Origin of the sequence: Rhizobium aouanii (assembly GCF_037002925.1) — a bacterium.
Lineage (GTDB): Bacteria > Pseudomonadota > Alphaproteobacteria > Rhizobiales > Rhizobiaceae > Rhizobium > Rhizobium aouanii.
In genome coordinates this window covers 66,224-92,271 of the sequence record NZ_JBAMYD010000023.1, presented here as the reverse complement: position 1 = coordinate 92,271, position 26,048 = coordinate 66,224, and the positions used below count along the sequence as shown (strand labels likewise).

Sequence of the window (26,048 nt, the reverse complement as noted above, 5' to 3'; positions counted from 1 at the left end):
ACCCATCTATCCGGTTCAATCTGTTACCCATCTATCGGCTGGACACAGGACAGAGGGGGGGTGTCGCCACCACCGAACAAAGGTTTAGGCCTTCAGCGCCGCCGCCTCTGCCGCGAGCTTGGTAATGCCGGCCCAGTCGCCTGCCGCGACCAGTTCCTTTGGCGCCACCCACGAGCCGCCGACGCAAATGACGTTCGGCAGCGAGAGATAATCATTGGCGTTCTTCAGCGAAATGCCGCCGGTCGGACAAAACAGCGTGCCGGCAAGCGGTGAGGACAGCGCTTTGAGATAGGCAGCGCCGCCGGCTTGCTCGGCCGGGAAGAATTTCAGCACCTGGTAGCCTTCTTCGCGCAGCGCCATGACTTCGCTGGCGGTCGCAGCCCCGGGGAGCAGCGGCACGTCGGAATCGGCGGCGGCATCGAGCAGTTCCTGCGTCGTGCCCGGGCTGACGATGAACTTCGAACCGGCCTCGACGGCGGCTTTCCAATGGGCGACATTGAGGATCGTACCGGCACCGACTTCGGCGCCCTCGACCTCTGCGGCGACGGCGCGCACGGCCTCGAGCGCCGCCGGCGTGCGCATGGTGATCTCGATCGCCTTCAGGCCGCCCGCGACGAGCGCGCGGGCCAGCGGCACCGCCGTCTTCGCATCGTCGACGATCAAGACCGGAACGACAGGCTGGAGTTTCAGGATGGAAAGGAGCTTCTCTGTTTTCTCGCCCATGGTCGCGCGACCTCCTTGAAACAATTGAATTCGGACCCCGAATAACGCCCCGGCGGAACCTTGTCGAGATAAAACCGGACCGCATGACGAGAAGGGTATGAAATGCGTGGAAATTGGGCTACCGTGCCGCAATCGTCACAAAAGGTTCACCGATATGGCGAAAGAGATCGAGCGGAAGTTTCTTGTACGCAGCGATGGATGGCGTTCCGCCGTCGAGACGAAATCTGTCTTCAGGCAGGGTTACATCGCCTCGATGGACGATCGTTCCGTGCGCGTGCGCATCCTCGACGGCAGGAAGGCGAAACTGACGATCAAGATCGGCCGCAGCACCATCACCCGTGACGAATTTGAGTACGATATTCCGATCGCCGATGCCGAAGAGCTGTTGCAGAACGCGATCGGCGTCGTCATCGAGAAGACGCGCTATCGCGTTCCGCATGAGGACTTCGTCTGGGAAGTCGACGTCTTTACCGGCGAGCATCGCGGACTGGTGATTGCCGAGGTGGAGCTGACGGCGGAAACTGATGATCCGGCCCTGCCCACCTGGCTTGGCCGCGAAGTGACGGGCGATTTCCGCTATTCCAATCAGGCCCTTGCCACAGAATACGGGCACGACAGGCATGGCCTATCGCATTCGGCCTGACGCCGATTTCACCAAGGCATTCCGCAGCGTCGCGACGGAGCAGCTGGAACGCGCCGTCACTTTCCTTGAGGAACGCCCGGACGGCGCGCATGAGGCGATCCATTCTTTCCGCAAGAACCTGAAACGGCTGCGCTCGCTCTACCGCCTCGTGGCCCGCGAGGTGCCGGATTTTCAGGCCCAGGAAAATGCGAGACTGCGCGATACCGCACGCTCGCTTTCGGCGATCCGCGACGCTGCCGCCCTCATCGGCACTGCGGAATATCTGCAGCATGCAGCCCGCGGGAAAGAGGAGAGCGAGGCGCTCGGCCGCATCGTCACCATTCTCGAAGGGCGCCGTGATTGGATGGCGGAAGCCGAAAGCGGCCTGGAACAGCGGCTCGCGGAAACCTCCGTCCTTCTGAAGGAAGCGATCGCCGCCCTGGATGCCGTCTCCTTTGATGGCGGCCACCGCAAGAATGCCCGCATGCTGGCAAAGAGCTGGCGACGCACGGCGCGGAAGGCCAAGACCGCGCTTGCGGCTTGCCATGGCGAGGCATCGGCCGACGATTTCCACGATCTGCGCAAGCGCACCTACGACTATCGGCTCTATCATGCCCTTTTGCGTGACGTCTGGCCGGGCGCGATGAAGGCCAAGCGCGATGCCGCCAAGGAACTCGTCGAGGATCTCGGCCACATCCACGATCTCGCCGTGCTCTCCGAACTGGTCGAAGCCGAACCGCAGCTCTTCACCCGCAACGACGACCTGGCGCATCTGCTCGACATCATCATCTTCCGCCAGCAGGAAGACCGGCGGCAAGCGCTGGTCAAAGCCGAAGCCGTGTTCGCCGATGATGCCGACGAGGAAGCGGAGCGCATCGAGCTCCTCTGGCTGATGGCCGGGAGTTGAGAGACGGCGAAATCGGAGGTGCTTGCGCAGCCCTGCATTTCCCATCGCATCTGCAATATCACAAGGAACCCTATTGACCTCAACCAATCTTGAGGTCCTAGCCTCCGGTGGTCGAACAAGCAGAGACTTGACCGCGAGGAAAAAATGACCGCCGAAAATACCGCGATGCCGAAGGTGCTCGGGCTCTATGAGACCCATCTGACCGTTGCCGATCTCAAGACCTCCGTCGATTTCTACCGCGATGTCGTCGGGCTCGAACCGGCAGCCTCATTCGAGGAGCGTAAAGTCGCTTTCCTCTGGGTGGACGGCAGGAAGACCGGCATGCTCGGCCTATGGGAAGCCGGAAGCGGGCCGCTGAAGATGCGGCTGCACATCGCCTTCCGCATGGCCGCCGAGGGCGTGCAGCAGGCACCCGCCATTCTCAGGGCAAAAGGTGTGGAACCTCTCGGCTTTACCGGCGAACCGGTGACGGAGCCGGTGGTTCTCGGCTGGATGCCGGCACTGTCGATCTATTTCAAGGATCCGGATGGGCACTCGATCGAGTTCATCAGCATTCTCGACGACATCCCAGACCGGAGCTTCGGCGTGCGGCCGTTTTCCGCGTGGCAGGCGCGGGCGTAATCGGTCACCGGTCAAGGCCGCCGCTGGCGAAGGCAATTGCGCGGCCCGTCGATTTTCTGTATTTCCGGCCTATGACCGACAGCCTGACACACACCAGCCCGTTCCTCGTGGCCGCACTCTATCATTTCGTTTCCGTGCCGCGCTTTGCCGGACTGCAGGCGCCGTTGCAGACGCTTTGCGAGCAGAACGGCGTCAAGGGCACGCTGCTTCTGGCGCATGAAGGCATCAACGGCACGATCGCAGGCCCGGATACCGGCATTCACGCCGTGCTTGCCTTCCTGCGCGCCCAGCCGGAATTTTCAGGCCTCGAGCACAAGGAAAGCCGCGCCTCGAAAATGCCCTTCCTGCGCATGAAGGTGAAGCTGAAGAAGGAAATCGTCACCATGGGCGTCGAAGATATCGACCCCAACAAGGTGGTCGGCACCTATGTGGCCGCCAAGGACTGGAACGCGCTGATATCAGATCCCGACACCATCGTCATCGACACCCGCAACGACTACGAGACCGCAATCGGCACCTTCCGCGACGCGCTCGACCCGAAGACCAAGAGCTTCCGTGAGTTTCCGGAATGGGTGCGTCAGAATCCCGATCTTCACAACAAGCCGAAGGTCGCCATGTACTGCACCGGCGGCATACGCTGCGAGAAGGCCACCGCCTTCATGAAGGCTGAGGGCTTCGACGAGGTCTATCATCTGAAGGGCGGCATCCTGAAATATCTGGAGGAAGTGCCGCAGGAGGAAAGCCTCTGGGATGGCGCCTGCTTCGTCTTCGACGAGCGCGTGTCCGTCGAGCACGGGCTGAAGGAAGGCGAACACCGGCTCTGCCACGCCTGCCGCAACCCGATCACTGCCGAGGAAATGACTTCACCGCTTTACGAGGAAGGCGTTTCCTGCAGCCACTGCTACGACACGCGCACGGAGGAAGACCGGCTGCGTTACCGTCAGCGTCAGCACCAGATCGCCCTGGCGAAGAAGCGCGGCCAGCGACATATCGGCAGCTGAGCCAGGATTCAGGCCGCCGGTCGAGCTGCGCCGATGTGGCGTCGGGCCGCCGGCTCCGCTGCACGTCGCTCGTTCAGCATCTCGGTGATAAGGTCTGATGTCACAGGCTTTCCGAACAAATAGCCCTGCAGGCAGTCGCAGCCGAAAAGGCGCATGGCTATCGCCTGCTCCTCGGTCTCGATGCCCTCGGCCGTCACCGGAATGTCGAGCGAGCGGGCGAGCGCCACCGTCGCCTGCAGCATCTCGCGCTGGCGTTTGTCGTTGACACCCATGACCAGCGAGCGATCGATCTTGATGCGGTCGAAGCCGAACTGCCTGAGATAACCGATCGAGGAGAAGCCGGAACCGAAATCGTCGAGCGCCACCTTGACCCCCAGTCCCTTCAACCGTTCGATCGACTGGCGGGTGCGCTGCGGATTCTGGATCATGTAGCCTTCGGTGATCTCGAGCGTGATACGGCCGGCCTCGATCTCCGTCTGCTTCAGCACGTAGCGCACATAGTCGCTAAAGGCGGGATTGCGGAACTGGCCGGGCGAGACGTTGACCGAGACATTGAGTTCCGGCCATTGCTTGGCCGTCTCGCAGGCTTTGCGCAGCACGAACAGACCGAGCGATTCGATGAGGCCGCTGGTCTCGGCGATCGGGATGAACAGCTCGGGCGAAACGGGGCCATGGCCCGGGCGGTTCCAGCGCACCAGCGCCTCGACGCCGGTCATCGCATGCGTCGCCGCATCGATCAGCGGCTGGTAGGCGAGCGTCAGGTCACCGCTTTCGATGGCGGTCCGGAGATCGAGCTCCAGCGCATTGCGCTGCTCTCGATCGGCGTCCATCGACGGATCGTAGAGCGTCATGCGCGCGCGGCCGGCCTCCTTCGCCTTGTACATGGCAAGGTCGGAACGGCGCACCAGCTCCTCACGCCCGATCGTCCCGGAAGGCGACATAGCGATACCGATGCTTGCCCCGACGACGACGACACGGCGCCCGATCTCCAGCGGCTCGACCAGAAAATCGAGGATCTGCTCGGCCAGCTGCAGGGCGGCGGCATTCTCGCTGTCGGAGAGAAAGGCGATCGCAAATTCATCGCCGCCGATACGGGCGAGAACCGCACCCTGCGGAATGAGCACATCGAGCCCGGCCGCGACCGCACGGATCAACTGGTCGCCGGTGCCGTGGCCGTAACTGTCATTGACTTCCTTGAAGCCATCAAGATCGAGATAGAGGAGCAGCACGTTGCGCTTGGCCTGGCATGCCTCGACGACAAAGCGATCGACAGCGAGCCCGAGACCGTCACGATTTGAAAGGCCACTCAGCCTGTCGCGCAACGCCTCCTCGCGGGCGCTGCCTTCCTCTGCCTTTAGGCGGCGGCCGGTAAGCCAGCCGATGACCAGCAGCACCACGAAGAACAATCCGACGAGGCCGAGAGCCTGGATGACCATCGGCCGCACCTGCGCATAGGCGATATCGCCCGGTGAACGCGAGGTCCAGACGAGCTTGCCGAGCGTTGCCCCCGTCGGATCGACGATGGGTACGCGATAGTCGGCGGCAAAACTCGGCGGCGCCAGCTTCAGCCCGCCGATGACATAGGTCTGGCCGAGCGCGGTCACTCTGTCGTCATCGAGATGGCGGGCGAAAACAAGGTAGCGGCGCTGGCCGGCGGGCGCATCCAGCGCACCGGACTTTTCCCGCACCAATGCCACGCCGACAGCGGCAATGCCACGTTTGGTGGTGACGAAACCCACCGCCTGAGGACGATCGGCCGGGCCGGCCGCCTTCACCCTGTCGAGCAGAATCCAGAGCGACGGCGCAAAGAAATCCGCGAGCGGCTCCTCCATCGGTTTGCCGTCGCGATAAGCCATGATCGCCTTCTTCTCGTCATCGATGACGATCGCCATGTCGAACAGCGAGCTGTTGACCGACATCTCGCCGTAGTTGCTTACCGTCCAGGCCATACCGTCCGGCGCGTAGACGTTGGCGGCGGCATCGTCCCAGGCGGCATAATCGTCGAGCGTCGCGCCGAGCTGGTCCTCGAAAGTCTTGACCGCGCCGATCGTCGTTTCGCGCGAGCGCTCGTCATCGAGGAGATTGGCGTTTTCGGTCACGCGTTCGAGCGCAGTCAGCACCATGACGGTGACGACGGCGACGATGACCGCGAAGGAGAAAAGTACGCCGGTGACGGTAATGTGACGGCCTATTCCCGATTCCTTGCTCTGCGACTTTCCGACTGCCTGCATAACAGCTCCCTGACCGGTGCACTTTGCCAGCCAAGGGTTCAAAAACGCTTAAACAACCGCCTGTTGCACGTGTCTGACAATCGATTTTTGTCCGTGCCGCCGGTGGTCGCGAAATTAACGGCAAGCAGCGTCAGCTTGCCGTGCCGCCGGACGGGGCAAGTTCAAAAAGCGCCTGGATCAAGCGCCCGCTGGAGTAATTGCGCTAACCCGCTTTGTGATTGCCCTTCGGGAACTGAGCCACCAGTTCGCGATACCACTTGCCGCTCTTCTTCACCGTGCGTAACTGCGTCTGATAATCGACATGGACGAGGCCGAAGCGCATGCGGTAGCCTTCCGCCCATTCGAAATTGTCCATCAGGCTCCAGGCGAAATAGCCGCGCAGGGGATAGCCGTCCTTGACGAGGCCGGCGACGATGTCGAGGTGATCGCCGACATAGTCCAGACGCATCACATCGTCGACCTCGCCGTCGACGACATCGGTGTTGTCGCAGGCGCCGTTCTCGGTGATGTAGAATTCCGGCAGGTCGTAGCGGCGGTAGAGATCCTCGACCGAGAGCTTCAGGCCCGGCGCATAGATTTCCCAGCCGATATCGGTCTTGACGTCGCTTGCCGGCGGCGCTTCCACCGTCCAGGGGAAATCGCCCTTGCGTTCGGCATCGTCGGTGACACGCTCGGGCTTGTAGTAGTTCAGGCCCCACCAATCGAGTTTCTGGCTGATGAGCTTCAGGTCGCCATCCTCGATGACGGGCATGCGATCGCCGAGCGCTTCGACGAATTCCTTGGGATACTCGCCCTTGAAGACGGGGTCGAAGAAGGCGCCGTTGTGGAACTGATGTGCACGCTCGGCGGCGGCGCGATCGGCCGGGCTGTCGGAGCCGGGAATGATCGAGGCGGCATTGAGCACGAGGCCGACCGGCACATTGGGGGCTTCCGAGCGTATCGCCTCGACGCCGAGCCCGTGGGCCAGGTTCATGTAATGCATGGCGTGAAGGGCGGCCTGCATGTTGCGCTCGCCAGGAGCATGAATGCCGTAGAGGTGGCTCAGCCAGACGATGCACCAGGGCTCGTTGAAGGTGGCGACACTGTCAAGGCGATCCCCCAAGCGGTTCATCACCGTCTTGGCATAGCGCTGATAGGCGTAGGCGGTCGAGCGCGCAGTCCAGCCGCCCTCGCCGGCGAGCAACAGAGGCAGGTCCCAATGGTAGAGCGTCGCGAAGGTCTTGATGCCCCGCGCCTTGCAGCCGTCGACCAACCGGTCGTAAAAATCGAGGCCGGTCTCGTTCACCGGACCCGTGCCGTCGGGGATAATGCGCGGCCAGGCGATCGAGAACCTGTAGGCTTCGACACCCATCTCCTTGATGAGATCGAGGTCCTGCTCCAGGCGATTGTAGTGGTCGCAGGCAACGTCGCCGTTATCGCGATTATGGACGCGGCCGGGCATATTGCAGAAAGCATCCCAGATGGATGGCTTGCGGCCATCGGCCTTGCTGGCGCCTTCGATCTGGAAGGCGGCGGTGGCAACGCCGAAAGTGAAGTCGCCGGGAAAGCGCTCCGCGAGTTTCTTCGGATCGATCATCTGCAAATCCTATCTCTCAGGTTCAGCCGTTTGCGCCGGATTTAGCCAAGCCTGAGTGCAAAGTACAGGCTGGCGGCGAGAAAAACTGCAACGTTGCAGGAGGAAATACAGGGCAGCTGCAACGCCGCTCCCTATCCGGCAACCATCCTCATAACGGCATTGTCAGCAGTCGTGACTTGGCCGTTGAGACCGAGATCCTTACACGGGAAATGGCATGACAAATGTGAAAGGAATCCAATGCTCTCTTCGGTCCATTCGCTGCAGCCTCATCTGCTGAGCCTGTTGCGCATCGTCTCGTCACTTGTACTTTTCAGCTATGGAACACAGAAGATCCTGCATTTTCCGGCCGCGGCAAGCGTGCCGCCCCCGGGCTCGCTCTCCTGGATTGCCGGGCTGCTCGAACTCACCTTCGGCTTCCTGGTCCTGGTGGGATTCCAGACCCGTATCGCAGCCTTCGTGCTCTCGGGCCTGATGGCCTTTGCCTATTTCATCGGGCATGCATCGAAGGGCATCTACCCCGTCCAGAACGGCGGCGTCGCGGCGATCCTGTTCTGCTTCGTGTTTCTTTATCTGGTGGCGGCAGGTGCCGGACCGTTGAGCGTCGACAACCTTCTGAAGCGCGGCCGCACTGCTGCGGCCTGATCAGAAATAAAATAAAAAGCCGAGGCGACTCTACAGCGCCGCGCGTCTTCTCAGACGAGCAAAGGACGCTGTAGCACTTTGAATTGCTGCATAATTTTGTCCTTAAATCGATTCCGATTTAAGGACAAAATTATGCAGTAGACCGCCTCGGCGTTTTTCATTGGGCGACGCCAATGACGCGGATCATTAAATTCAGACCTTGACCCAGGCGCCGTTCTTCTTCGAAGACGCGACGCAGGCTTCGACGAAAGCCACACCCTTCACGCCGTCATCGACCGTCGGGTAGACCACTGCCTTGTCGACGGCCTTGCCCTTCTTGCGGGCGTTGATCGCATGCGCGGCTTCCGTATAGATCGTCGCGAAGGCTTCGAGATAACCTTCCGGATGCCCGGATGGCACACGCGTGACACGGCCGGCAGCCGCCCCTGAACCGGCGCCACCCCGGGTGATCAGCCGCTTCGGCTCCCCGAAAGGCGTGTACCACAAGTAGTTCGGGTCCTTCTGTGTCCATTCGAGCCCGCCCTTGGTGCCGTAGACGCGGACCATCAGGCCGTTCTCGTGGCCGGGCGCCACCTGGCTGCACCAGAGCATGCCCTTTGCCGGTTTCTCCGAGCCCTTCGCCTTGAAGCGCAGCATGACATGGGCGTTGTCGTCCAGCCGGCGGCCGGGAACGAAACTGTCGAGATCGGCGGCGAGGCTGTCGAGCTCGAGACCGGTGATGAAGGCAGCGAGATTATAGGCATGCGTGCCGATATCCCCGGTCGAGCCGCCGACGCCGGACTGCGCCGGATCGGTGCGCCAGGCGGCCTGCTTCTGGCCGGTTTGCTCGACCGCTTCCGTCAGCCAGTCCTGCGGATATTCGGCCTGGACGACGCGGATGTCGCCGAGTTCACCGTTCGCGATCATCTCGCGTGCCTGGCGGACCATCGGATAGCCGGTGTAATTATGCGTCAGCACGAAGAGCGCGCCGCTCTCGTCGGCGATCTTCTTCAGCTTCTTCGCATCGGCAAGGTTGGACGTCAGCGGCTTGTCGCAGATGACGTGGATGCCGCGCTTCAGGAATTCTTTGGCCGCATCGTAATGCACATGGTTCGGCGTGACGATCGCCACCGCCTCAATGCCGTTCTTCAGCTTCGCCTCGCGGATCGCCATCTCGCGATAGCTGGAATAGGTCCGCGACGGATCGAGGCCGAGGTCGCGGCCGGATGCGATCGCCTTTTCGGGCGAAGCCGACAGCGCGCCGGCGATGAGATCGTACTGATCGTCGATGCGTGCCGCGATACGGTGGACCGCGCCGATAAACGCGCCCGCGCCGCCGCCCACCATGCCGAGCCGGATGCGCGGCTCGCGGGTCTGTTCGGATGATGCTTCGATTGCCATTGATTCCTCCTGAATTTTTCTTCCCTTCTCCCCTCGGGGGTTCGAAGGACGGGTTGAGCCCCGTCGCTCAACCCCGGTCGGTGGCCCGGAGGGCCGGATGAGGGGGCCCAGCGACAGATATTGCCTTTCGCTTGTCGCTCAAGGCATTCGTCGCTATCGCTCCTCATCCCCCTCATCTGCCCTGACGGGCATCTTCTCCCCGCTGGGGAGAAGGGAAATGAAAGCCTAAAGCCCCAGCATCCGCCGGTTCGCCGCCTGGTCCGTACCGCTGCCGGCGAAATCGTCGAAGGCTTTCTCGGTGACGCGGATGATATGGGCGGCAACGAATTCGGCGCCTTCGCGGGCACCGTCTTCCGGATGCTTCAGCGCGCATTCCCATTCGACCACGGCCCAGCCATCGAAATTATTCGCCGTCATCTTCGAAAATACCGCGCCGAAATCGACCTGGCCGTCACCGAGAGAACGGAACCGGCCGGCACGTTCGACCCAGCCCTGATAGCCGCCGTAGACGCCCTGGCGCCCGGTCGGATTGAACTCCGCATCCTTGACGTGGAACATCTTGATGCGGTCCTTGTAGATGTCGATGTTGTCGAGATAATCGAGGCACTGCAGGACATAGTGCGAGGGATCGTAGAGCATGTTGGCGCGCGGATGGTTCTTCACGCGCTCGAGGAACATCTCGAAGGTGATGCCGTCATGCAGATCCTCACCCGGATGGATTTCGTAGCAGACGTCGATGCCGTTCTCGTCCGCATGGTTGAGGATCGGCGTCCAGCGGCGGGCGAGTTCGTCGAAGGCAGTCTCGACCAGACCGGCAGGACGCTGCGGCCAGGGATAGATGAAGGGCCAGGCAAGCGCGCCGGAGAAGGTCGCATGCGCCGTAAGCCCGAGGTTCTTGGATGCCGTCAGAGCCATCTTGACCTGCTCGACTGCCCACTCCTGACGCGCCTTCGGATTACCGCGCACCTCCGGTGCCGCAAATCCGTCAAAGGCTTCATCATAGGCCGGATGAACGGCGACGAGCTGGCCTTGCAGATGGGTGGAGAGTTCGGTGATCTCGATGCCGTTTTCGCGAGCCTTGCCGGCGAATTCATCGCAATAGGCCTTGGATGTGGCAGCCTTCTTCAGATCGATCAACTGGCTGGCCCAGGTCGGCACCTGGACGCCCTTGTAACCGATGTCGGACGCCCATTTGGTGATGGCGTCCCACGAATTGAAAGGAGCGGTATCGCCCGCGAACTGGCCAAGGAAAAGGCCGGGGCCCTTGATCGTCTTCATGTCAGATTCCTCCCTGAATATCGACCGTAAACGTTTCTGAAGTGTTGTAACACGCTATTTGGCGGGAGCAAGGCGCCTCCTCGCCCTTGCGTCGAATTTGGCGCGAGGCCAAATGCGATATGGCTGCGAGCTAATCATGATGGGCTTTGGCGGGCAAGAGGTACGTGCAGCATTTTCGGCCAGCCGCTGTAGTGGAACCATAAAAAATGCGCCCATCCTTTCGAATGGGCGCATGTCTCAAATCGATGGATCAGAACGGCGAATCCGGGAAATAGAAGTCCTTGGCATTCTCCTTGGTGACGAGCGTCGCATCGAGAATGTAGCTGCCATGAACCGGAACCTGATCGTAGAGGGCCGCCGCCGTCAGCTCCATTGCCGTGCCGACCATTGCCGGCGGATAGAGAACGTCGACGGGGATCATCTTGTCGCCGTCCATGACCTTCTTGACCATGTCCTTGGAGCCGGCGCCGGCGACGACATACTTGATGTCGGTGCGCTTGGCCTGCTCGATCGCCTGCAGAACGCCGACGGCCATGTCGTCATCCTGGCACCATACGACATCGATCTTCTGGTATTTGGTCAGGTAATCCTGCATGACCTTGAAGGCATCGTCGCGGTTCCAGTTGCCGTACTGGCGGTCGAGAACCTTGACGTTCGAGCCGGCAATGCCCTTGTCGAAGCCATCCTGGCGCTGCTGATCGATCGGGATCGGCAGACCGCGGATGATGACCACTTCGGCGTCCGGCGTCGTGTCCTTGATGTACTTGCCGGCGACTTCGCCGAGAGCCGGGTTGTTGCCGGCGACATAGAGGTCGCGCACGGAATTGTCATTGTTGCTCGGCGCGCGGTCGACGAGGGCGACGAACTTGCCCTTGGCCTTGACTTCCTTGATGGCGTTGACGAGCGGATCCGGGTCCGACGGCAGGATGACGAGAGCGTCGATGCCTTGCGTATCGAGATCCTGCACGGCGTTGGCCTGGCTGGCGGCGTCCGGCGAGGTCTTGACGATGACGTTGAGACCGGGATGCTCGGCCATCAGCAGCTTGGCGACGCGTTCGGCATGGAACACGACGCCCGAGGTCCAGCCGTGGTCGGCGGCCGGAATGGATACGCCGATCGTGAATTTCTTGTCCTGGGCATGAGCGGCGCCGGCGAACGTCACCGCCGCAACCGCCAGGCCCAACATCAATTTACGCATGCTATTTCCTCCCAATAAGGTCAGGGACTTTTCCATACGGGACCGGACGCCCTGTAAGTCCGGTCAATTCATGATTTGGCAGTTCAAGCTTTGCGCACCAGCGAGCGCTGGACGAACATGGCGATGATGATGATCGCACCCTGGATGGCGCCGATCAGATACTCGCTGATGAAATTCGAAAGCAGCATGATGTTGCCGACCAATTCGAGAATGAAGGCGCCGCAGATCGTGCCCCAGACCCTGCCCGCGCCACCCTTCAGCGCCGTGCCGCCGACGACGACGGCGGTGATCGCCTGCAGCTCCCACAGGATACCTGTCGTCGCCGATGTCGAGCCGAGACGGGGAACGTAGAGCAGCACGGCAATGGCGACGCACAATCCCTGGATGACGAAGGCGATCGTCCGCACACGATCGACCGCGATGCCCGAATAGCGGGCGACATCGCTGTTTGATCCGACCGCGACGACGTGGCGCCCATAGCGGGTGCGATAGAGGATGAAGGCAGCAACCGCCGTCACCGCCAGGATCACCACGATCGGCACAGGCACGCCGGCGATATTGCCGAAATAAGCAGGGCGATAGAGCGTCTGGATATCGGCGGAGCGAAGTGTGATCGCGCCGCCCTGCGACAGCCATGTCGTCAGGCCGCGATAGATGCCCATCGTGCCGAGCGTCGCGATGAACGGCTCGATCCTGCCGACCGTCGTGATCAGGCCATTCGCCAAGCCGCAGAGTGCGCCGGCAACCATGGTGAAGACGACCGCGACCACCAGCATCAAAGCCGGATTTTCGACGGCGCCCGAATTCATCAGCAGGATCATCAGGCTGGCGACGAAGGCCACCATCGAGCCCACCGACAGGTCGAGATCTCCCGCTGATATCACGAAGGTCGCACCGACTGCGATGATGGCGATGAAGGCGCTGCGTGTCGCGACATTGGCAAGGTTGGTGATGCCGATGAAATTAGGATTGACCAGGGCTCCGACGATCAGCAGCAGCGCCAGGGCGACGAAGGGCGCGACCGCGCGCAGGTCGACATCCCGCCAGGATCGGCGCCGGATTTCCCTGGTCTCCTCGTTGACACTCATTTCCAAAACCAACCTCCCGTCCCATATTTTCTGGGAATCTTATCTGTCGTCCTGATCGGCAAAGCCCTGCTTCAGCCTTCAGGCAGCTGCCTTCTTCTTGAGCCCGGCGGCGTAACGCATGATCTCCTGCTCGGAAATCTCCTCGCCCTCGAGCACGCCGACGATACGCCCTTCGCGCATCACCGCCACTCTCGTGCAGAGGCCGATGACCTCCGGCATCTCCGACGACACGACGATGATCGACCGGCCGTCCCGGGCGAGCGCCGAGATGAAATGATAGATCTGCTGCTTGGTGCCGACATCGATACCGCGCGTAGGCTCGTCGATGATGATGATCTGAGGTTCGGTCTCCATGACCTTGGCGAGCAGCAGCTTCTGCTGGTTCCCCCCCGACATCCGGCCGGCGACGATATTGCTGTCGCGAACCCTGATATCGAAGCGGCGTTTGGCCTTTGCCATCGCGGCCGCCTCGCTGCCCGGGCTGAGATAACCGTGGCGAGCGTGCCTTCCGAGCGATTGCAGGGTCAGATTGGTCACCATGCCGGAGCGCAGCAAGAGGCCTTTCGACTTGCGGTCCTTGGTCATATAGGCGAGCCCGCAGCGGTTGGCGGCATGGACGTCGCCGGAGGGAACTGTTTCACCCTTGATGACCACCTCGCCATCGAGACGGGTCCGCAACCCGGCGATTGCTTCCATCAGCTCGGTGCGGCCGGAGCCGATCATGCCTGAAAAACCGATAATCTCGCCCTTGCGCACCTCGAAGCTCGCGTCCTTCACATAGCCCGTGGACAACGATGCGACCCTGAGGACAATCTCCTCGTCGACATCAGGCTCGACCTTGGCGGGATAGAGGCTGGAGAGTTCGCGGCCGACCATCAGCTGCGCGATCGATTCGCCGTCCAGAACGGATGTCGGCGAAGTCTTGATCCATTGGCCATCGCGAAGGACGGTGACCCGGTCGGTCAACTCCATCACTTCGTCGAGTTTGTGGGACACGAAGACGAAGCTGGTACCCTGGTCGCGGAGCTTGCGGACCTGCTTGAACAGCATGCTGGTCTCTTCACTCGACAGCACTGCGGTCGGTTCGTCCATGAACACCACCCGCGCATCGCGGCTGATTGCCTTGGCGATTTCGACCATTTGCTTGTCGGCGATGGAAAGCGTGCTGATCAGCGCATTCTCATCGACATGCGAACCGAGGACATCGAGAACCTTGCGTGTCTCCGACCGCATAAATTTGCGGTCGAGCACGCCGAAGCGCGTGACTTCGCGCCCGAGAAAAAGGCTCTCCGTCACGGTCAGATGTTCGGCGAGGTTGAATTCCTGGTGAATGATGACGATACCAAGCGCCTCGGCGGCGCCATTGGGCGGCAGGACGACCGGCTTGCCGTCGAGCAGGATCTCGCCGGAGCTCGGCTGTTCGAACCCGGATAAAACTTTGACAAGCGTTGATTTGCCGGCGCCATTTTCGCCCATCAGCGCGTGGATTTCGCCGGCGCGGAGATCGAAGTTCACGCTGAAGAGGACCTGCACTCCACTGAAGGATTTGCATATGCGCCTGGCGGACAGCACCACGGGTGCGGTGTCGGCAGCTTCCACAGTCATCCGGTCCTCCCAAAGCGGCATCCCACCCGCTCTGGGGCCTTATGTAAACCTTTACATACATCGTGTAAAGGTTTACATCGTTGATTTACACAGATCAGTTGAAGCCTGCCTTTGACCTCTCGACAAGTCTGTGTAGTGTCGCGGCGAAGACAGCCCTAAGGCAGAGCCAAGTGTCGAATTCCACGCCCGCAACCATCGAAGACGTCGCCCGGATCGCCGAGGTCTCCATCGCGACGGTTTCCCGGGCAATCCACATGCCGGAGAAGGTCGCCAATTCCACCCGCCTCAAGGTCAACCAGGCGATCGCCATCACCGGCTATACGACCAACGCCATGGCGCGCAGCCTGAGGCTCGGCCGCTCCAACATGATCCTCGTCGTGGCGCCCGATATCGGTGATCCCAATTTCTCCAACATTCTCGTCGGGCTGGAAAACGAAGCGCGCGCGCACGGCTACGGCATCCTGATCGGCCACACGCAGAACGACGCCCAGCGCGGCCTGGAATATCTGAAATTCTTCAATTCCAACCAGGCGGCCGGGCTGATCCTCTTCACCGGCATCCTGCCCTTCGGGCATCAGACCATGACCGCGCGGCTGCCGCCGAGCGTCGGCGTTTTCGAGCCCGTCTTCAACGGCGGCATTCCCTATGTCGGCGTCGACGACACCGAGGGCGCTCGCAAAGCGGTGGACCTGCTGCTGGCCGAAGGGCATCGCAAGATCGCCTTCATCGGCGATTCGCGCACCCGGCTTGCCTATACCAGGCGCCGCATGGGTTATGACGCCGGTCTCGACGCCGCCGGCATCCCACCCGACACCAGGATCGTGCTCGAAGGCGACGGCACGATCGAAAGCGGGCGGCATGCGGTCGAACAGCTTTTCATGCGCGACACGCTTCCAACTGCCTTCATGTGCGTCAACGACCAGACGGCGATCGGCGTCATGGTCGGGCTTGGCGCGCGAGGTTACGACATTCCGCGGGATTTCTCGGTGACCGGTTTCGACGACGTGCCACAGGCCGTTTTCATATCCCCACCGCTGACCACGATCCGCCAGCCGAGAACGGCGATCGGCAAGCAGGCGATGGCGCTGCTGCTGGAACTTCTGTCCGATGGCCGGCCAACCGAAACGGAAATCCTGCTGCGGCCGGATCTGGTGGTTCGAAACTCCGTCTCGACGCCGTCGCGCAACTGGTCGAAACGTTGACCAATAGAGGCTGAGGGCTTCCTGCCCGCGCGCCCGCCGGAGAGGGTTGCGCCGACGGCCGATGACCGCCGGCGCACTTTATCAAACGTAGCGGTTGACGACGTTCTCCAGCAGTTCCTGCTTGCCCGACCGTGGCTGCGGGTTCACGTCGTGGCTCTCGACATAGTGGGTGATCTCATCCAGCGAGTACTCGCCGCGAAAGAGCTTCTGCGCCTCGGCGGATTCCCAGCCGGCATAACGATCGGCGAGCGGCTGCGACAGAGCCTTGTCCTCGATCATCTTGGCAGCGGCCTTCAGGCCGCGGGCGCAGCAATCCATGCCGCCGATATGGCCGATCAGCAGGTCCGCCGGGTCGAGAGACTGGCGGCGCAGCTTCGAGTCGAAGTTGGTGCCGCCGGTCTTGAAGCCGCCGCCTGCCAGAACATGGTAGTAGGCGAGCGCCATTTCCGGAACATTGTTCGGGAACTGGTCGGTATCCCAGCCGGACTGGTAGTCGTTGCGGTTCATGTCGATCGAGCCGAAGATGCCAAGCGCATTGGCAAGCGCCAACTCGTGCTCGAAGGAGTGGCCGGCAAGGATCGCGTGGCCCTGCTCGATATTGAGCTTCACCTCGTTTTCAAGGCCGTGCTTCTTGAGGAAGCCATAGACGGTTGCGACGTCGTAGTCATACTGATGCTTGGTCGGCTCCTGCGGCTTCGGCTCGATCAGGATCGTGCCCTTGTAGCCGATCTTGTGCTTGTATTCGACGACGAGGTTGAGGAAGCGTCCGAGCTGGTCGAGCTCGCGGCCGATATCGGTGTTGAGCAGCGTCTCGTAACCTTCGCGCCCGCCCCACAGCACGTAGTTTTCGCCGCCGAGCTTCTGCGTGGCGTCGATGCAGGTCTTGACCGTCGCAGCCGCGAAGGCGAAGACGTCGGGATCGGGGTTGGTCGCAGCACCCGACATGTAGCGGCGGTGGGAGAAGAGGTTCGCCGTGCCCCAGAGCAGCTTGGTGCCGGTTGCAGCCTGCTTCTCGGCGAAATAATCGACGATCTCGTTGAGGTTTTTGGTGTTCTCGGCATAATTCTTGCCCTCAGGACGCACGTCGGCATCATGAAAGCAGTAATAGGGCGAGCCGAGCAGCGAGAAGAATTCGAAGGCGACGTCAGCCTTGAGCTTGGCTGCCTTCATCGTGTCTTCGAACCAGGGACGCAGGAAGGTCTGGCCGCCAAAGGGATCGCCGCCGGGCCAGGTGAAAGTGTGCCAATAGGCCACCGCAAAGCGCAGATGGTCTTCCATACGCTTGCCCATGACAATCTCGTCCGGCTGGTAATAGCGGAAGGCCAGCGGATTGGTGCTGTCCGGGCCTTCATATTTTACTTTCTGGATATCGCCGAAAAATCCGGTGCTCATGTTAGGTCTCCTTGGGTTCGTATCTTTTCGAAGTTCAAGATTGTTGGTCTACGCCAGAGGCCCCCTCATCCGCCTGCCGGCACCTTCTCCCCGATGGGGAGAAGAGACTCGCAGCATCGCCTCTTTTCCCTTCTCCCCTCGGGGAGAAGGTGGCCCGAAGGGTCGGATGAGGGGGCCGCCGGCTCGAACTCTCAATGCGCCAGCGACTTGATCGCCGGGTAGAGCGCACGGTAGCGCTTGTAAGCATCCTCATAAGCGGCGCTCAGTGCGGACACCGGCTCGATCGTGCCCGCCGTCACCGGCGGCGTGCAGACGGCAATCGGATCCGCGCCCGTTGCCGCGATCAGGCCGAGGCGGGCAGCGCCGAAGGCCGCGCCGAAATCGCCGTCGGCCGGCAGGTCGACGGGAACGCCGAGCGCGGTTGCGATCGAGGCCAGCCAATAGCGCGAGCGCGAACCGCCGCCGATTGCCGTGACACGGGAGATGCCGGTGCCGGCCGAACGCAGGGCTTCGAGATTATCGCGAATGGCGAAGGCGACGCCTTCGAGCACCGCTTGAGTGAGAACGACACGGCTGCTTTCATGTTCAAGGCCGATGAAGGCGCCGCGGATGACGGCATCATTGTGCGGCGTGCGTTCGCCGGAGAGATAGGGCAGAAAAGTGACGCCGGTAGGCGCCTTCAGCGTCTCGCCGAGTTCGCCGGTGAGATCGGCGGCCGACTTGCCGGTCACGCCGGAATGCCAGTTGAGCGCATCGGTGGCCGATAGGATGACGCCCATCTGGTGCCAAGTGTTCGGCAGCGCGTGGCAGAAGGCATGCACGGCGCTTTCCGGCTTCGGCAGATAGGAACCGTTGGCGGCAAAAAGCACGCCTGATGTGCCGAGCGAGACGAAGGCGGCGCTATCGCTGACCGTACCCATGCCGCAGGCCGAGGCCGCATTGTCACCGGCACCGCCGGCAACGACGACATCACCTGATATACCCCATTGCGCCGCCAGTTCGGACCGCAGCTTACCGGCCTGCTCGGTGCCTTCGACGAGCGCCGGCATCTGCTCCTCGGAAAGGTTGGTGGCGGCGAGCAATTCGGACGACCAGGCGCGCTTGCCGGTATCGAGCCAGGAGGTGCCGGCCGAATCCGACATTTCCGAAATATAGTCCCCGGTCAGCCAGAGACGCAGATAATCCTTCGGCAACAGCACCTTGGCAATTTTGGCGAAGACATCGGGTTCGTGCTTCTCGACCCAGGCGAGCTTCGGCGCCGTGAAACCGGGGAAGACGATGTTGCCGGTGAGCGCGCGGAAACGCGGATCGGCATCGAGTGCCGCAGCCTCGACATAGCTGCGCGTGTCGTTCCAGAGGATGCAGGGGCGCAGGACCGTGTCAGCGGCATCGATCAGCGTCGCGCCGTGCATTTGGCCGGAGAGGCCGATGCCCTTGACCGCCGCCAACTCCTTCGGATGTTTTGCCTTGAGGCCGGCGACAGCCTCCTCCGAGGCGCGCACCCAGTGGGACGGCTCCTGCTCCGACCAGCCGGAATGCGGACGCGAGACGTCGAGCGAACCATTGGCCGAGCCGACGATCTTCTGATCACCGTCGATCAGCATCGCCTTGACGCCGGAGGTTCCGAGATCGAGACCGAGATACATGGGGTATTCTCCTTTGCCGTTACGGCAGATTGTCTTTCAGGAATATGTCGAGGCGGATGCGCTCCTGCGCTTCGATGACGGCAATTCCGTCCGCCTTGGCTTTCAGCACCCGGATCGCGCTGCGCACCTCATGGCCGGCATCCTGGTTGAGGATTGCATCGATCGTGTTGTCGATGAGTGCTGCGCGCGTATGGGCGGTCAGTTCGTGGGCAATCACGGTCAGCACGCGGTCGACGGCCTTCTCCTTCAACGCTCGGATCAGGCCGCGATTGCCGGCGCCGAGGCTGTAGACGCCGATGATGCTGGCATGTCTGGAGAGCGCGTCGGCGACGAGCATATGGGCGACCTCGGGGTCGTCGCGGCCTTCGAGAACCGGCAGGATCGCCAGATGAGGAAATTCCTCGGCCATGACTGTGCTAAAACCCTCCAGCCGCTCGCGATGGTCACGCACCAGCATGGAGCCGGCGAGCACGGCGATCTCGCCCTTTCGCGGCCCGAGGAATCGCCCGAGCAGCCGGGCGGCTGTGCGGCCGGCGGCGATATTGTCGACGCCGGCATAGTGATGGCGGAGCGACCCCGTGAGATCGGAAACCAGGGTGACGATGGGAAAGCGCCCGCGCACCAGCCTGTCGACGGCGGCGCGCACGTCAGGCGCATCGGTCGCAACCAGCGCGATGCCGCAGGGCTTGTCGCGGGAAAGCTCTTCGAGCACGGAGACGAGGGCGGCCGGATCGAAGGCCGGCACCTCGATGGTGCGGATATTGGTGCGCTCAGCCGACGATCGGAGGACTGCCTCGCGGATCTCTGCATTGAGCCCGTGCATGAAGGAATTGTCGCTGGCCGGCAGGATGAAGACCAGCGGATAGGTGCGCCCCTTGGCAAGATTGGCGGCGGCGACATCTCTGACATAACCGAGCTCACGGATCGCGGTCTCGACCTTTTCCCGCGTGACGTGGCGCACACCGGGACGCTGGTTGAGAACCCGGTCGACAGTCGCCAGACTGACACCGGCGGCGGCGGCGATATCGTGAACGGTTGGCCTCATCATTCCTCCTGACGAGACCATTAGCGCCAATTTTGATGTACGTAAATCAAAAAATCCAGCGAGCCGATTCCCGCGTCATTTCTCGGCATTGCCTATCCGATTCGGACTGATCCAGCCGACGATCATCCGCCTGATGACACAGCGGCCGGAAAACAGCAACAAAAAGGCCCTCCGAAGAGGGCCTTTTCAAGGGGCGGCAGGCCGGAGGTCAGTGGCCGCCACCGCCTCCCCCGCCTTGCGGCGCGGGTTTCTTGATCATGGCGACACCGAGGATCATGGCAAGGAAGAGCGCGGTCAGGATCAGGAACACATCGCTGAAGGAAAGAATGATCGCCTGTTTGGTGGCAAGGCCGACCATCTGCTTGATCGCAACCGAGGCGCCGTCCATGCCGTACGTGTTGAAATTGGCGGCCATGTTGTTCATTTGGTCGATCGCCGCCGGATTTCCCCAGTCCATATTCTCCCGCAGCCGCTCGTAGTGCACGTCCTGCCGGTTGGTGAGCACGGTATTGATGACGGCAAGGCCGACGGCGCCGCCGAGATTTCTGGTCAGGTTGAACAGGCCGGATGCGCCGCGGATGCGCGAGGGCGGCATCGTGCCGAGCGCGATGTTGTTGATCGGCACCATGCACATCATCAGCCCGAAGCCGCGCAGGATCTGCGGGATGAAGAGTTCGTAGAAATCCCAATCCGCTGTCAGATGCATCATGATGAAAGTGCCGGCGGCGAAGCTGACGAAGCCGATCACCATCATCAGGCGCAGGTCCATCTTGGTCGACAGCCGTCCGGCGATCGGCGCGGTGAGAAACATCGCAAGTCCGGAGACGAACATCGTCTCACCGATCATCAATGAGTCATAGCCACGGATGCGCCCGAGATAGACCGGGTAGATATAGGTGAGGCCATAGAGGCCGATGCCCATGACGAAGGAAAACACCGAACCGAAAGAGAAGTTTCGGTTCGCAAAGGCCTTGAGGTCAACGACCGGGAAATCCACCGTGAAGGCGCGATAGAAGAAGACGATGGCTGCAGCGCCGGAAGCGACGGCCGCTATGGTGATGTAGCTGTCGTTGAACCAGTCGTTGGAATTGCCCTCTTCGAGCACATATTCAAGGCCGCCGAGGAAGACGCCCATCGAGATCAGCCCCCACCAGTCGAACTTCTTGAAGAGCGACAGTTCCGGCTTATCGAAATCGATGAAGTTCCAGGTGACGATCGTGACGATGATGCCCGGAATGATATTGACGAGGAACAACCAGTGCCAGGAAAAGGCGTGGCTGAGATAGCCGCCGACGGTCGGGCCGATGGTCGGCGCCAGCGTGGCGATCAAACCGATGATCGGCGAGACGATGCTGCGCTTCGACGGCGGGAAGATGGTGAAGGCGGCCGCGAAGACCGACGGGATCATGCCGCCGCCGATGAAGCCCTGAATGACCCGGTAGACGATCATCTGGTCGATATTGGTCGCCGTCGCCGCAAGCGCGCTCGCCATGGTGAAGCCGGCAGCCGAGATCGCGAAAAGATAGCGCGTCGAGATGATGCGCGCCAACGTGCCAGAAAGCGGGATCATGATCACTTCGGCGATCAGGTAGGACGTCTGCACCCAGCCGATCTCGTCGCTGCCGGCCGAAAGGCCGGCCTGGATCTCCGCAAGCGAGGCCGAGACGATCTGGATGTCGAGGATCGACATGAACATGCCGAGCACCATCGCGAAGAAGGCGATGAGCTTCTTCGGATCCATGCGCTCGTCGGCATGGGCGGGTGCCGCCGGAATCGTTCCTGCCGTTGCTGTCGCGCTCCCGGCCATCAGATCACCTCTGCCTTTCCTGAAGGCTTACTTGCTCGGCGCCGTACGGGTGTCGACGTCGACGACGACGCTCAGCCCCGCGCGCAGACGGCCGCTGTCGAGCGCATCCTGCGGCAGCGCGATCCGCACCGGCACGCGCTGGATCACCTTGGTGAAGTTGCCCGTGGCGTTTTCCGGCGGCAGCAGCGAAAAGACCGAGCCGGAAGCCGGCGAGATCGATTCGACGGTGCCGACGATCGGATGGTCGTCATAGGCATCGACATGGACGTTGACCTTCGAGCCCGGGACCAGATGCTGGATCTGCGTTTCCTTGAAATTGGCGTCGATATAGAGTTGGCGCACCGGAACGAGCGCCATCAGGCGCTGGCCGGGAGAGACGAGGTCGCCTTCCTGGACGGAGCGGTTGCCGACAATGCCGTCATAAGGCGCCTTGAGTACGGTGAAGGAAAGGTCGCGGACGGCCTTGTCGCGCGAGATCTCAAGCGAACGGACCGAGCCTTCGGCTTCCTTGCGCTGGGCCTGGAGGATGGTGATGTTGGCCTGTGCGGCGGTGATGTTGGCGTCGCCGCCGGCAAGATTGGCCTTGGCCTGGTCGAGGGCGATATTGGCATTGTCGAGATCGGCGGCGGTGCCGACCGACTTCGCCTGAAGGTCGCTCTGGCGCTTCTGGCTGATTTCGGCACCGCGAACGGCCGCTTCGAGTGCCACCTTCTGCGCCTGCGCCTGCACGAGGCTCGCATTCGCGCCTTCGATCTGCGCGTCGATACGCTGCAGAGAAAGCTGTTCGGTGACGATTTGGGCCTGGGCCAAGTCGAGGGCGTTCTGATAGTCGCCGTTATCAAGCGTGACAAGCACGTCGCCCGCTTTGACTTCCTGGTTGGCGACAACGTTCACCTTCGCGACGTAGCCCGTGACCTTTGGCGAAATCGTTGCGATATCGCCTTCGATATAGGCGTCGTCGGTCGACACCATGAAGCGGCCGTTCGTCCACCATTCGTAACCGTACCAGCCGCCGCCTGCGAGAAGGGCGATCACGACGATCGGCAGCACAAGGCTGCGGCGCTTCTTCGCAGCCGCGGGTGCAGCGACCGAAGCCGGCGCCGACTGCGCGGGAGCTGAAGGCACTTCGCGGGCTTCCGCCGTCGAAGCTTCTACGGCCGCGACCTCGGCCTTTGCCTCTTCGGTCTCGGCGTTTTCGCTGACGATACGCGCGACGTTGCTCTTCTGGTTGCTCGACATAGCCACTTACCAATCTGGAGTAAATAATCGAACTGAACGGTTCGGTTCAGTTGACTTAAACCTGTTTTATCGTCATATCAAGGTGCACAGAACCAATCGGTTCGATTTCTTTTAAAGAACATACGAAACCGTCAACACGGTTAAGAGGACATGACGCTGAAACCCGACAACGCCGCCCTATTCAGTCCTCCCGCTGCCGGAGGCCGATTTGCCGCAGGCGAAGATCCGGCCAAGCGCCAGCAGATCCTCGCCGGCGCCAAGCGCGTCTTCATGAAGATGGGTTTCGACGCCGCCAGCATGAACGACGTGACCCGTGAGGCCGGTGTCTCCAAGGGAACGCTTTACGTCTATTTCACCAACAAGGAAGAGCTGTTTTCGGCAATGATCGAGACCGAGCGCGCCGCCTTCGTGGCGGCCGTGCGCACGGCGCTTGCCGAACATGACGATCCCGAAGCCGGCTTGTACGAATTCGGGATAAGCTTCGTTACCCATATGACCGATGAAAAGGTCATCAGCGCGATGCGCACCGTGCTCGGCGTTCGAGACCGCATGCCTGTGCTCTGTCAGCGCTTCTTCAAGGGGCCGGTCAATCTGCGCACCATCATGCGCGATTTCCTGGAACGCCATATCGCCGAAGGCACACTCGAGATCGATGACATCGATCTCGCGGCCGGTCAGTTTCTCGATCTTGCCAGCGGCAGTTTCTTTAAGCTTCGCCTGTTCGGCAGCATGGAAGAGCCGCCGCCGCGTGACGAAATCGAGCGCGTCATCCGCGGCGCGATCCGGGTCTTCATGGCCGCCTACGGCGCGCGCCGGCACGAGACCGTCCGACCGCATCCTTGACCGCCGCGCTCCATCGGCCAAAATCCCGCAATAGCGATCAAATCCGGCTGCCGGTTTTTCTCTAAGGAAGAAGCTGCAACCAGGAGAATGAGGATGAGCGCCGTCGGACGGGCGATCTGGTTCATCGAGAGCCATTTCGAAAGCGATATATCGCTGGAAGAGATATCGGAAGCAGCCGGATTGTCGCGCTACCATCTGTCGCGCGTCTTTGGGCTCGTCACCGGTCACTCGATCAGCGGCTATATAAGAGGGCGGCGCCTCAGCCGCGCCGTGCCGGCGTTGGTCGGCGGTTCATCCACCATTCTCGAGGTTGCGCTTTGCGCGGGCTACGGCTCGCACGAGGCCTTCACCCGTGCCTTCCGCGACCAGTTCGGCATGACGCCCGATGCGGTGCGCAGACAGGGGCACGCCCGTAACCTTGTCTTGCTGGAGCCGATCAGAATGGACCCCGCCCACCTCAACGACCTTGAACCGCCCCGTTTCGAAACCCTCCAACCGATGCTGTTTGCCGGCTTGCAGGAGACCTATCCCTATGGCGGCAATGCCGCCATTCCCTCTCTCTGGCAGAAATTCAACGCCCATTTCGGTCATATCTCCGGCCAGAAAGGCAATGTCGCCTACGGCATCTGTACGCATATCGACGGTGAAGCGGAGAAATTCCGCTATATGGCCGCGGTCGAAATTTCCGATGCCGGCGATCTGCCGGCGGATTTCGCAACGCTCAAGCTTCCGGGCCAGCGCTATGTCGTCTTTGTCCATCGCGGCCATGTCTCCGGCATTCCGGCGACCATGAACCGGATATTTGGCGCATGGTGGCCAACCTCAGGCCTGGAGCACGGCGAGACACCCGACATGTTCGAACGCTACGACGAGCGCTTCGACCCCTATACCGGCATGGGCATCACCGAAATCTGGTTGCCGGTCAGAGCATGATGCCGGAAAGCGTCAACGGTTTTCGGACGACATCATGCTCTAACTCTTTAATTTAGAACAGGATTCAAATTTAAGGCCGACCCGACCTCAAATCATCCTGTTCTAGGGAATAAAAGTCACATCGATTTCGTATACCCCCTTGCGGCGCTTGCCTGAGAGGCCGGCAACATTACATTGCGAGCGTCAATACTCACGTGACGCAAAGGGGATATATGCTGATGCAGGAAATCATGACGCTCATTCAGGATCCGGCCGCCTGGGTGGCGCTCATCACGCTGGTGGTGATGGAAGTCGTTCTCGGGATCGACAACCTGATCTTCATTTCCATTCTCACCAACAAACTGCCGCCCGAGCACCGGGAGAAGGCCCGCAAGATCGGTATCGGTCTTGCGCTCGTCATGCGTCTCGTCCTGCTCGGCACCATCGCCTGGATCGTGCAACTGACCGAACCGCTGTTTGAAGCCTTCGGCCACGGCTTCTCCTGGAAGGATCTGATCCTGATTGCCGGCGGTCTGTTCCTCGTCTGGAAGGCCACCAAGGAAATCCACCACAGCGTCGATCCGGAAGATCACGGCGAGGACTTCATCGCAAGTTCGGCCACGACAGGTTTTGCATCGGCCATCGGCCAGATCCTGCTGCTCGATCTCGTCTTCTCCGTCGACAGCATCATCACCGCCGTCGGCATGACGCCGCATCTGCCGATCATGGTAGTCGCCGTCGTCGCCGCCGTCACCGTCATGCTGGTCGCCGCAACGCCGCTTGCCAACTTCATCGAGCGGAATCCGACGATCGTCATGCTGGCGCTCGCCTTCCTGCTGATGATCGGTACGACGCTGATCGCCGAAGGCATGGGCTTCCATGTGCCGAAGGGCTACGTCTACGCCGCCATGGCCTTCTCGGCGCTGGTCGAGGTGCTGAACATGTTCGCGCGCAACGCCCGCAAGCGGAAACGAGGCGGCGCTCATTGAGGCTGGGGTTGAGAGGGCGCGTCCCAACGGCGCGTCCTCCCTCATCGCCATCAAGCCCTTGCAGGCGTGGTTTTTCTTGACGCGCCCGGTTGAATATGGCC

Annotated in this window: 22 protein-coding genes; 9 read left to right on the top strand and 13 right to left on the bottom strand. The window is 61.5% G+C overall.

Annotation, left to right across the window (positions count from 1 at the left end):
• Positions 1-84: 84 nt before the first annotated feature.
• Positions 85-723, bottom strand: coding sequence for a 2-dehydro-3-deoxy-phosphogluconate aldolase (locus tag V8P77_RS30690; protein WP_168341949.1), 639 nt, complete (start codon positions 721-723; stop codon positions 85-87).
• 154 nt (positions 724-877) lie between these two features.
• Between V8P77_RS30690 and V8P77_RS30685 the strand changes: the two genes are divergently transcribed.
• The 4 genes from V8P77_RS30685 (at position 878) to trhO (ending at position 3,874) form a co-directional block, all read left to right on the top strand.
• Positions 878-1,366 (top strand): CYTH domain-containing protein, encoded by a 489-nt coding sequence (locus V8P77_RS30685; RefSeq protein WP_335915968.1) that lies wholly within the window; start codon positions 878-880, stop codon positions 1,364-1,366.
• Positions 1,344-2,252 (top strand): CHAD domain-containing protein, encoded by a 909-nt coding sequence (locus V8P77_RS30680; protein WP_335915967.1) that lies wholly within the window; start codon positions 1,344-1,346, stop codon positions 2,250-2,252. Before V8P77_RS30685 ends, V8P77_RS30680 begins: the two co-directional genes overlap by 23 nt.
• A 144-nt stretch (positions 2,253-2,396) precedes the next feature.
• Positions 2,397-2,873, top strand: a complete 477-nt coding sequence (locus tag V8P77_RS30675) for a VOC family protein (protein ID WP_335915966.1) — start codon at positions 2,397-2,399, stop codon at positions 2,871-2,873.
• 71 nt (positions 2,874-2,944) lie between these two features.
• The gene (gene trhO / locus V8P77_RS30670) at positions 2,945-3,874 is read left to right on the top strand and encodes an oxygen-dependent tRNA uridine(34) hydroxylase TrhO (protein WP_335915965.1); all 930 of its coding nucleotides are present in this window, start codon (positions 2,945-2,947) and stop codon (positions 3,872-3,874) included.
• Between the two features lie 8 nt (positions 3,875-3,882).
• Here the strand turns inward: trhO and V8P77_RS30665 are convergent, their stop codons facing one another.
• Together V8P77_RS30665 and V8P77_RS30660 are read right to left on the bottom strand one after the other, a co-directional pair.
• A complete protein-coding gene (locus tag V8P77_RS30665; protein ID WP_335915964.1) occupies positions 3,883-6,105 on the bottom strand; it encodes a putative bifunctional diguanylate cyclase/phosphodiesterase in 2,223 nt (740 codons plus the stop codon).
• A gap of 202 nt (positions 6,106-6,307) precedes the next feature.
• Entirely contained in the window at positions 6,308-7,681 is a 1,374-nt protein-coding gene (locus tag V8P77_RS30660; RefSeq protein WP_335915963.1) for a GH1 family beta-glucosidase, read from the bottom strand.
• Positions 7,682-7,918: 237 nt separating this feature from the next.
• Between V8P77_RS30660 and V8P77_RS30655 the strand changes: the two genes are divergently transcribed.
• A complete protein-coding gene (locus V8P77_RS30655; RefSeq protein WP_335915961.1) occupies positions 7,919-8,323 on the top strand; it encodes a DoxX family protein in 405 nt (134 codons plus the stop codon).
• A gap of 192 nt (positions 8,324-8,515) precedes the next feature.
• Here the strand turns inward: V8P77_RS30655 and V8P77_RS30650 are convergent, their stop codons facing one another.
• The 5 genes from V8P77_RS30650 to V8P77_RS30630 all read right to left on the bottom strand — a co-directional run bounded on the left by V8P77_RS30650 (position 8,516) and on the right by V8P77_RS30630 (position 14,872).
• Positions 8,516-9,703 carry a Gfo/Idh/MocA family protein gene (locus tag V8P77_RS30650; protein WP_003543019.1) on the bottom strand — a complete coding sequence of 396 codons (1,188 nt, stop codon included), beginning with the start codon at positions 9,701-9,703 and terminating at the stop codon, positions 8,516-8,518.
• Between the two features lie 225 nt (positions 9,704-9,928).
• Entirely contained in the window at positions 9,929-10,981 is a 1,053-nt protein-coding gene (locus tag V8P77_RS30645) for a sugar phosphate isomerase/epimerase family protein (RefSeq protein ID WP_335915959.1), read from the bottom strand.
• Positions 10,982-11,231: 250 nt separating this feature from the next.
• Positions 11,232-12,179 carry a substrate-binding domain-containing protein gene (locus tag V8P77_RS30640; protein ID WP_025396077.1) on the bottom strand — a complete coding sequence of 316 codons (948 nt, stop codon included), beginning with the start codon at positions 12,177-12,179 and terminating at the stop codon, positions 11,232-11,234.
• Between the two features lie 83 nt (positions 12,180-12,262).
• The gene (locus V8P77_RS30635) at positions 12,263-13,267 is read right to left on the bottom strand and encodes an ABC transporter permease (protein ID WP_335915957.1); all 1,005 of its coding nucleotides are present in this window, start codon (positions 13,265-13,267) and stop codon (positions 12,263-12,265) included.
• A gap of 78 nt (positions 13,268-13,345) precedes the next feature.
• On the bottom strand, positions 13,346-14,872 hold the full coding sequence (locus tag V8P77_RS30630) for a sugar ABC transporter ATP-binding protein (RefSeq protein WP_335915956.1): 1,527 nt from the start codon (positions 14,870-14,872) through the stop codon (positions 13,346-13,348).
• A 170-nt stretch (positions 14,873-15,042) separates the two neighbouring features.
• On the opposite strand from V8P77_RS30630, the gene V8P77_RS30625 reads away from it, so the two are divergent.
• Positions 15,043-16,074: a LacI family DNA-binding transcriptional regulator gene (locus tag V8P77_RS30625; protein ID WP_335915955.1), complete on the top strand. Its 1,032-nt coding sequence runs from the start codon at positions 15,043-15,045 to the stop codon at positions 16,072-16,074.
• An 81-nt stretch (positions 16,075-16,155) separates the two neighbouring features.
• Here the strand turns inward: V8P77_RS30625 and xylA are convergent, their stop codons facing one another.
• The 5 genes from xylA to V8P77_RS30600 form a co-directional block, all read right to left on the bottom strand.
• Positions 16,156-17,466 carry a xylose isomerase gene (gene xylA / locus V8P77_RS30620; RefSeq protein WP_335915954.1) on the bottom strand — a complete coding sequence of 437 codons (1,311 nt, stop codon included), beginning with the start codon at positions 17,464-17,466 and terminating at the stop codon, positions 16,156-16,158.
• Positions 17,467-17,657: 191 nt separating this feature from the next.
• On the bottom strand, positions 17,658-19,112 hold the full coding sequence (gene xylB, locus V8P77_RS30615) for a xylulokinase (RefSeq protein WP_335915952.1): 1,455 nt from the start codon (positions 19,110-19,112) through the stop codon (positions 17,658-17,660).
• Between the two features lie 19 nt (positions 19,113-19,131).
• Positions 19,132-20,157, bottom strand: coding sequence for a LacI family DNA-binding transcriptional regulator (locus V8P77_RS30610; RefSeq protein WP_335915950.1), 1,026 nt, complete (start codon positions 20,155-20,157; stop codon positions 19,132-19,134).
• A 208-nt stretch (positions 20,158-20,365) separates the two neighbouring features.
• Positions 20,366-21,964, bottom strand: coding sequence for a DHA2 family efflux MFS transporter permease subunit (locus V8P77_RS30605; protein ID WP_335915949.1), 1,599 nt, complete (start codon positions 21,962-21,964; stop codon positions 20,366-20,368).
• Between the two features lie 27 nt (positions 21,965-21,991).
• Positions 21,992-23,203, bottom strand: coding sequence for an HlyD family secretion protein (locus V8P77_RS30600; RefSeq protein ID WP_335915947.1), 1,212 nt, complete (start codon positions 23,201-23,203; stop codon positions 21,992-21,994).
• Positions 23,204-23,353: 150 nt separating this feature from the next.
• On the opposite strand from V8P77_RS30600, the gene V8P77_RS30595 reads away from it, so the two are divergent.
• The 3 genes from V8P77_RS30595 to V8P77_RS30585 all read left to right on the top strand — a co-directional run bounded on the left by V8P77_RS30595 (position 23,354) and on the right by V8P77_RS30585 (position 25,947).
• Positions 23,354-24,046, top strand: coding sequence for a TetR/AcrR family transcriptional regulator (locus tag V8P77_RS30595; RefSeq protein ID WP_335915946.1), 693 nt, complete (start codon positions 23,354-23,356; stop codon positions 24,044-24,046).
• A gap of 93 nt (positions 24,047-24,139) precedes the next feature.
• On the top strand, positions 24,140-24,979 hold the full coding sequence (locus V8P77_RS30590; protein ID WP_335915944.1) for an AraC family transcriptional regulator: 840 nt from the start codon (positions 24,140-24,142) through the stop codon (positions 24,977-24,979).
• A 212-nt stretch (positions 24,980-25,191) separates the two neighbouring features.
• Positions 25,192-25,947 (top strand): TerC family protein, encoded by a 756-nt coding sequence (locus V8P77_RS30585; RefSeq protein WP_335915943.1) that lies wholly within the window; start codon positions 25,192-25,194, stop codon positions 25,945-25,947.
• Positions 25,948-26,048 lie beyond the last annotated feature (101 nt).

Coding starts and splice junctions, on each gene's coding strand:
- V8P77_RS30690 (WP_168341949.1), bottom strand. CDS start 723: ATGGGCGAGAAAACAGAGAAGCTCCTTTCCATCCTGAAACTCCAGCCT.
- V8P77_RS30685 (WP_335915968.1), top strand. CDS start 878: ATGGCGAAAGAGATCGAGCGGAAGTTTCTTGTACGCAGCGATGGATGG.
- V8P77_RS30680 (WP_335915967.1), top strand. CDS start 1,344: ATGGCCTATCGCATTCGGCCTGACGCCGATTTCACCAAGGCATTCCGC.
- V8P77_RS30675 (WP_335915966.1), top strand. CDS start 2,397: ATGACCGCCGAAAATACCGCGATGCCGAAGGTGCTCGGGCTCTATGAG.
- trhO (WP_335915965.1), top strand. CDS start 2,945: ATGACCGACAGCCTGACACACACCAGCCCGTTCCTCGTGGCCGCACTC.
- V8P77_RS30665 (WP_335915964.1), bottom strand. CDS start 6,105: ATGCAGGCAGTCGGAAAGTCGCAGAGCAAGGAATCGGGAATAGGCCGT.
- V8P77_RS30660 (WP_335915963.1), bottom strand. CDS start 7,681: ATGATCGATCCGAAGAAACTCGCGGAGCGCTTTCCCGGCGACTTCACT.
- V8P77_RS30655 (WP_335915961.1), top strand. CDS start 7,919: ATGCTCTCTTCGGTCCATTCGCTGCAGCCTCATCTGCTGAGCCTGTTG.
- V8P77_RS30650 (WP_003543019.1), bottom strand. CDS start 9,703: ATGGCAATCGAAGCATCATCCGAACAGACCCGCGAGCCGCGCATCCGG.
- V8P77_RS30645 (WP_335915959.1), bottom strand. CDS start 10,981: ATGAAGACGATCAAGGGCCCCGGCCTTTTCCTTGGCCAGTTCGCGGGC.
- V8P77_RS30640 (WP_025396077.1), bottom strand. CDS start 12,179: ATGCGTAAATTGATGTTGGGCCTGGCGGTTGCGGCGGTGACGTTCGCC.
- V8P77_RS30635 (WP_335915957.1), bottom strand. CDS start 13,267: ATGAGTGTCAACGAGGAGACCAGGGAAATCCGGCGCCGATCCTGGCGG.
- V8P77_RS30630 (WP_335915956.1), bottom strand. CDS start 14,872: ATGACTGTGGAAGCTGCCGACACCGCACCCGTGGTGCTGTCCGCCAGG.
- xylA (WP_335915954.1), bottom strand. CDS start 17,466: ATGAGCACCGGATTTTTCGGCGATATCCAGAAAGTAAAATATGAAGGC.
- xylB (WP_335915952.1), bottom strand. CDS start 19,112: ATGTATCTCGGTCTCGATCTCGGAACCTCCGGCGTCAAGGCGATGCTG.
- V8P77_RS30610 (WP_335915950.1), bottom strand. CDS start 20,157: ATGAGGCCAACCGTTCACGATATCGCCGCCGCCGCCGGTGTCAGTCTG.
- V8P77_RS30605 (WP_335915949.1), bottom strand. CDS start 21,964: ATGGCCGGGAGCGCGACAGCAACGGCAGGAACGATTCCGGCGGCACCC.
- V8P77_RS30600 (WP_335915947.1), bottom strand. CDS start 23,203: ATGTCGAGCAACCAGAAGAGCAACGTCGCGCGTATCGTCAGCGAAAAC.
- V8P77_RS30595 (WP_335915946.1), top strand. CDS start 23,354: ATGACGCTGAAACCCGACAACGCCGCCCTATTCAGTCCTCCCGCTGCC.
- V8P77_RS30590 (WP_335915944.1), top strand. CDS start 24,140: ATGAGCGCCGTCGGACGGGCGATCTGGTTCATCGAGAGCCATTTCGAA.
- V8P77_RS30585 (WP_335915943.1), top strand. CDS start 25,192: ATGCTGATGCAGGAAATCATGACGCTCATTCAGGATCCGGCCGCCTGG.